Annotated in this window: 7 protein-coding genes and 1 pseudogene; 3 read left to right on the top strand and 5 right to left on the bottom strand. The window is 61.1% G+C overall.

Annotated features, from left to right (window positions below):
* The 3 genes and pseudogenes from SB822_RS53980 to SB822_RS53990 all read left to right on the top strand — a co-directional run.
* Positions 1 to 221: hypothetical protein (locus SB822_RS53980; protein ID WP_410858703.1), on the top strand; the 221-nt coding region annotated here is incomplete at its 5' end.
* 136 nt (positions 222 to 357) lie between these two features.
* Positions 358 to 834, top strand: coding sequence for an IS3 family transposase (locus SB822_RS53985; RefSeq protein WP_410858704.1), 477 nt, complete (start codon positions 358 to 360; stop codon positions 832 to 834).
* A 582-nt stretch (positions 835 to 1,416) separates the two neighbouring features.
* Positions 1,417 to 1,734, top strand: a pseudogene (locus tag SB822_RS53990) (group II intron reverse transcriptase/maturase); the annotation flags it as partial.
* A gap of 17 nt (positions 1,735 to 1,751) precedes the next feature.
* On the opposite strand, the gene SB822_RS53995 reads toward SB822_RS53990, so the two are convergent.
* The 5 genes from SB822_RS53995 to SB822_RS54015 form a co-directional block, all read right to left on the bottom strand.
* On the bottom strand, positions 1,752 to 2,150 hold the full coding sequence (locus SB822_RS53995; protein WP_410858705.1) for a hypothetical protein: 399 nt from the start codon (positions 2,148 to 2,150) through the stop codon (positions 1,752 to 1,754).
* Complete coding sequence (locus SB822_RS54000; RefSeq protein WP_410858706.1) at positions 2,092 to 3,369, bottom strand: recombinase family protein; 1,278 nt, start codon at positions 3,367 to 3,369, stop codon at positions 2,092 to 2,094. The genes SB822_RS53995 and SB822_RS54000 overlap by 59 nt, the downstream gene beginning before the upstream one ends.
* Before the next feature lie 61 nt (positions 3,370 to 3,430).
* Positions 3,431 to 5,011, bottom strand: coding sequence for an IS66 family transposase (gene tnpC / locus SB822_RS54005; RefSeq protein WP_103153695.1), 1,581 nt, complete (start codon positions 5,009 to 5,011; stop codon positions 3,431 to 3,433).
* A gap of 31 nt (positions 5,012 to 5,042) precedes the next feature.
* Entirely contained in the window at positions 5,043 to 5,396 is a 354-nt protein-coding gene (tnpB, locus tag SB822_RS54010) for an IS66 family insertion sequence element accessory protein TnpB (protein ID WP_114221156.1), read from the bottom strand.
* Complete coding sequence (locus SB822_RS54015) at positions 5,372 to 5,899, bottom strand: transposase (protein WP_114221155.1); 528 nt, start codon at positions 5,897 to 5,899, stop codon at positions 5,372 to 5,374. Before SB822_RS54015 ends, tnpB begins: the two co-directional genes overlap by 25 nt.
* Positions 5,900 to 5,978: the final 79 nt, after the last annotated feature.

Here is a 5,978-nt window from a genome sequence, read left to right on the forward strand (position 1 = left end):
CTGAACGCGATGGTCAAAGCCGGCAGGCCGTGGGACGCATCGTTTCATGGGACGGACCTCAAAAATGCTTGACCTCCCGGGCGCAAATGGTCGAACTGGTGAAGGCCGGGCGCACGCCAGAGGAACTGGAAAAGGAGTTCGAGCCGACCGCGCAGACCATCTACAACTGGGTGGTGTGGCACAGGCCGGTCGCGACGCGGGCGTGCGTCATGACGGGCTGACCACAACCGAGCGGCAGGAGCTTTCGCGGCTGCGTCGTGAGAATCGCCAACTGAAGATGGAAAGAGACATTCTCTCTCAGGCGGCCGCCTGGTTCGCCCGCGAGACCGGAGCCGTACCGCCGAAGGGTACGGATTCATGAAGGCGAACCAGGTCCGCTGGCCCATTGCCGCAATGGCACGGCTGCTGGCAGTCTCGACCAGCGGCTACTACGCGTGGCTGGTGCGTGAGCCATCAACACGCTCGTGTAGCGACGCGCAGCTGCTTGCGCGCATCCGTACGCTGCATGCGAGCTCGCGCGGCACGTATGGGGCGCCGCGCGTCCACGCGCAGCTTGCGCGTGAGGGCGTGCACGTGGGACGCAAGCGCGTGGCGCGCCTGATGCGCATCGCGGGTCTGTGCGGCGCAAGCCGACGGCGTTGGCCATGTACCACGCGGCAACGTGCGCGGGCACGGCGTGCGCCGGATCTGGTCCGCCGGCACTTCAGTGCCGAAGCGGCGAACGTGCTGTGGGTGGCCGATGCCACCTACGGTACGCCCAGCCAGCGTAGCCCGCCCGTACTGGGGGTGAAGCTGCTTGAGCATGTCTGGAATGCAGGACTCCGGAGAAGTTGACTTTGCAGTACCGGGGCATGCCCTTTCTCTGCTGCGAGAGGAAGTGAGCCGAAGCGGCGGTGACTTGCCGACACTGGCAAGGTGACGTAGTCCGTGGGAAACGGGGCTTGCGGCGAAGCGGTTACGCCAAGATGAGCCTCCAGGCTGAGCATGGGACGGTTGAGGAACACGAACCTGTTAAACCGCATCTGAGGGTTGAAGTGTCACCCCTGCCCACACCGCTTTATGGGCAGGACGCGAGCTGTTGCCGGTCACACGTATGGCCCGGCGGCACGATTGCTGACTGGATATGTAGCCCGTTTGCAAGGAATCACGGGGAGCGCGCAGCTAGACCGTGGTGTTCGCGACGACTTGCGGCAAGCAAGGATAAAGACTGCGACAGGCAACCTCGCCCATGCGTTGAGTCCAGCATGTGAACTGGGGAAGGTCTGCACGGATGCCAAGGGAGTGCGCCCCCGATGACGTGCAGACTGGCGGAGCCTCCGTAGTAGTCCGAGGTCGGGAAAGCCGGCTACATGGCGAAGGGAGGCAGTTGAAGTGGTTTGCGGGGTTGATTAACTGACCATAGTGAGGTGAAGACCTTTGATAATCAGTGAAATGCAAAGCAAACTGGCGACATGGTCGACGGAGAACAAAGAACGCAAGTTTGATCGACTCCTGAGACTGATTGCCGACAGGGATTGGCTGAGTGAGGCGGCTCGTATCACGCTGGCATCCAGCGGAGCCCGCACGCCGGGCGTGGATGGTGTCGACAAGCGCATGATGGAAGCACATCTCCCTCATGAACTCGCGACGATACGCGAAGAACTGTTGGCGGGCTCGTATAGTCCGCTGCCCGCGCGACGCGTGTATATACCCAAAGCGAATGGCAAGCTCAGGCCTCTCGGCATTCCGACGGTGATTTCATAATGCACCTCTCACAGTTGAGTGTGGGAATGTTGCGGCTTCAGGTGGTTTGACGTGCGTACCCAGTCCCGCAGTTGCTGCTCCTTGGCGGGATTCAGCGTGATCCACCACGGTCCCCGCCCGTCGAGCTTGCGGGCCTGGACGACTTCGCGCTCGATCCAGTAATAGACGACGTACGTACTGATGCCCAACCGGTGAGCGAGCTGCTGTACCGTGAGCTCGTCCGGCTGCTTGAAGCAGGTTGCTTCAATTCCGTACCGGTAACGGATCCATTTGACCATTTCAAGCGTGAACGATTTGCCAGAGGCGCTGCGCAGGCCTTCCTGATTGAGGTGTGCAACGATTTTCCGGTCAGGCAGATGCAGAGATAGTACGCGCACCCGCTCGACGAACGCGGCGGGGTAACGCATTGCGTCGGCAGCTGGCTTTGGCAGGGTCCACAGTGATGTCAGTACACGCGCTGCCCTGCCAGCGGATGTGCAGCACGGCTTGTCTCGTGGCGGACAGTTTCTCGACGGTGATGTCCCGGATGAGCAGTCGCAACATACGCTTGCGATCCTTGGCCGAGGTTGTGGGCGCACGCCAGAGGCGCGGCAGATTGCGCGCCAGCGCGAGGACCTGGGCCTTCTGTTCGGACGTGGCGACACGGGTCTTCTGGCTCTGGAACCGGGTGGCTTCGGTCCTGGTCGCCTCGAGGCGAAGCATCGCGTCATTCCACCGGCGCTCGAGGGTACCCGCGACCAGACGGTTGGCCGGGTCGCATTCCTGATAGCGCCGTTCGGCGAGCGCGGCATCATACCCGGCGCGTTCGATGCGCATATCCCACTGACGCATGATGGCGTGATCGCGTTGCTCGAGTTCGTTCAGGGCGGTCACAGCGAGTTTGAGTTCGGCTGGCCGCAGGGCGGTGAGTAAAGCCTCACCAATTGCATTGTCAAGCAGGTCGCCGCGCATGCTCATGCAATCGGTGGTGGCCAAACCCTCGCGGCGGCGAGCACTGCACAGGTACAACGGATAAAGACCGCCGTTGCCCTGGTAGCGAACGGTCAGCGCCCGACCACAGCAGCCGCATATCAGCAGCCCCTGAAGCAGCGCCAGTCCTTCACGTGCCGCACCACTGAGCACGGTACCTTCGCCGTTGGTCCGGTTGCTTGCCAGGCGTGCCTGGTTGCGCTCGAATTCCTCCGGGGTGATGTATCCTTCGTGATGGTCGGGCAGATGGACACGCCAGTCCGCCTTCGGAACCGGCTGCACGCGCTTATGTACCTCTCCCTGAGGCGTGATGCGCTGGCGATACTGATATCGTCCAAAAACATAGACGCCCGCATACGATGGATTCCTGATCAATCCGAGCACGCGTTCGTGACTCAGGCGTCCCCAGATGAGTCGACCTGCCCAGGCACCTCCATAGGCGCGCTTGGGAAAGCGCAGACCATCTTCGGCAAAGCGCTTGACGACCGCGTATGCGCTGCCGGTCTCCTGAAACAGACGGAATGCCAGTTGCACGGCGCCCCGCACTTCGTTATCGGGATCCAGGACGATGCGGCCGTCATCGTCATAGCACAAGCCGACCGGCAGCGGAAAGCGCAACTCACCCTTCTGTGCCTTGTTCAGCTGTAAGCGATCCATTATCGCCGCCCCTCTGTGTAGTAGACAGGCGCGTTGATTCGTGGAGTGAATATGCTGCGAATCAGTTCTGGGAGGGCGGCATCCGCCAAGGCACGAGCGCTTCGTAGTCGTCGGCGGTCTTTGCCAGAGGCAGGCGCTCGAACAGCCAGGTCAGGTAGCGGTATGGATCGATACCATTGGCCTTGCAGGTTTCAACGAGACTAAAGAGATTTGCGCTGGCATGTGCGCCGGCAACCGTATCTGCGAACAGGAAGCCCTTGCGTGCAACGACAAACGGGCGAATGGAATTTTCACAAGGATTGTTCGATACCGGCCAGTCGCCGTTCTCCAGGTAGCGCACCAGCTTCGGCCACTGCTCACGCAGATAGCGCAGTGCCCTGCCAAGCAGGCTCTGGGGCGGCACCCCTGGAGACTGCTCGATCATGAGATCCTTGATGACCTGGAGTACGCGGGCGCTATAGTGTTGCCGCAAGCGCTGACGCCGGTCTGCATTCCACGTTTTACTGCGTGCCTCGGCGGCAAACAACTTGCCAAACAGTTTGATGAAGCGTGTTGCGAGCAGATCTGGCGTACGTGCCGCCTTGGGAACATTTTCCTCGGCCTTAACGAAGTAACGTCTCGCGTGAACGAGGCAACCAAGGTGCACGAGCTTGTACCGCTCGGCGATACCGTTATAAGCCTCATAGCCATCGGTCATCAGCGCGGCGCCTTCCTGCACGCCAGCGAACAGCCTGTCGGCCAGCTTTGCCCCACGACCCGGCGTGTAGGTATAGCAACAGATCGGGATTCCCGTGCCTGTCATCTGACACCACAGGTAGCTCTTCGTCTGTGGCTTGCGCCCTTTCTCCTTGAGGACCTGGAAGGTCGTCTCGTCAGTGAGGATCACCGCTGCCTCTAGCAGCGCGTCACGCATCAGGTTAATGACTGGCTGCGTTGCGAGGCCGGCCTTAACCATGCTGGCTGCGATTGTGTTTGACGAGATATCACCACCGAAGCGGCGAAGCAGGGCAGCCTGACGATACAACGGCATGCCAAACTGGAATTTGCCCGCCGCGATCCAGGCAAGTGCAGATTCGGTCAGGAGTCCTCGTGGGATGATACGTGGTGGCGCCGGTGTGACCTTGATGCCCAGATCACAGCACGGGCATGCATACTTGACCCGCTGATGCTGGATCACGCGTAGCTGCTCAGGAATCACGTCGAGCTGCTCGCTGATTTCCACGCCGAACTCGACCAGGGCATGGCCGTCGTTGCTACAGAAACGCTCGGCCTCCGGAAGTTCGTGCCGGCGGATCTCGCGGGGCAGCCCGGGATCGAGCGGCTTGCGGTGGCCGCGCTTTTTGCGCGTATGCGCACCGACCTTCGTTTCGGGCGTATGTTCCTGGGCGGGTGCCGCATTCGCGCCAAGCGCCTCAGCTTCGTTGAACAGCCCGAACTGTTCCGAGTCCCGTGCTTCGCTCCTTGCACCAAACAGCTCACGCCGGTAGGCACGCAGCCGTTCCTCGGCCAGGTCGCGCTCCGCGCTCACCAGACGCAGCATGCTGCGGGTTTCCTCGTGCTCGCGCTCAAGGGTGGCATACGCCTCGCGCATGGCGAGTAACGCATTGAGCTCGTCGGCGGAGATCGTGATCTGGGCGGGCATGCCGGATTAGACCATGCATGCCCGCCCATGTTCAGCTCACGCGCAAATATTCCTCCCGTGGATGTCGGCGGATCGCAGTGATGTCATCGCCTTCGAGCAGCGCGTGCAGCGACGCTGGCGTCAATGCTACGACCTCGGTCTTCCTGTCGGGCCAGATGAAACGGCTTGTTTCAAGGCGCTTCGTCATCAGCCAGAAACCACTACCATCCCAACCGATGATCTTGACCCTGTCACGGCGGCGGTTTCCGAAGATATAAAGAGAGGAGTCCATCGGGTTCAGATGCATGGCCTGCTCGACGAGAATCGACAGGCTGTTCATGCCGTAGCGGAAATCGACGGGATCGCGGTGCAAGTAGACTTTCAGGCTTTCGTCGAAGCGGAACACGGCATCCTCCCGAGCATCTGGACTACGGTGGTTAGTTCCTCGACGCTTGCTTCCCCGATGTCAAACTCGACACCATTGGAAAGGCGCACATGCAACGCGAGCGCCATCACCGGCACCGCAGGTGGCGGTGGATGCGCCGACGACACCGCAACGACGGGCACAAATGGCGAAGGTGCCGAAGTCTGCACCACCGGCTTGATCAAATCCGGGCGTCCGTCCGATACGCTGTCGATTATCTCGCCCGCGGACGGTGGGAAATCGTGCTCCCTGGCAACGGTGTCCTGCGGTGTCGGCGCATTGTTTTTTTCACGCTCAAGCAGATATTTCGTGATCCACTTGCGCAGCAGGTTGGCGTTCACTCCATGCTCCTGCGCCAGGCGGGCAACCGACACGCCTGAGCACAGCGCCGCCTCGATGAGTGCGCGCTTGCCTTTCTCGTCGTACTGCCGCCGTCCGTCGCGGCTCTGACGCACCACTTTCAACTCTGAGTTTTTTTCGGCCATAGGTAAGCCCCCGGCAATGTCACCTTGAACCGACAGGACGAGGAAGCGACGATCGTGTCCACCTATTTTTTAAGTGGAC

The organism is Paraburkholderia sp. SIMBA_054, assembly GCF_046534875.1.
Taxonomy (GTDB): Bacteria; Pseudomonadota; Gammaproteobacteria; order Burkholderiales; family Burkholderiaceae; genus Paraburkholderia; species Paraburkholderia hospita.

Coding starts and splice junctions, on each gene's coding strand:
- SB822_RS53985 (WP_410858704.1), top strand. CDS start 358: ATGAAGGCGAACCAGGTCCGCTGGCCCATTGCCGCAATGGCACGGCTG.
- SB822_RS53995 (WP_410858705.1), bottom strand. CDS start 2,150: ATGCGTTACCCCGCCGCGTTCGTCGAGCGGGTGCGCGTACTATCTCTG.
- SB822_RS54000 (WP_410858706.1), bottom strand. CDS start 3,369: ATGGATCGCTTACAGCTGAACAAGGCACAGAAGGGTGAGTTGCGCTTT.
- tnpC (WP_103153695.1), bottom strand. CDS start 5,011: ATGCCCGCCCAGATCACGATCTCCGCCGACGAGCTCAATGCGTTACTC.
- SB822_RS54015 (WP_114221155.1), bottom strand. CDS start 5,899: ATGGCCGAAAAAAACTCAGAGTTGAAAGTGGTGCGTCAGAGCCGCGAC.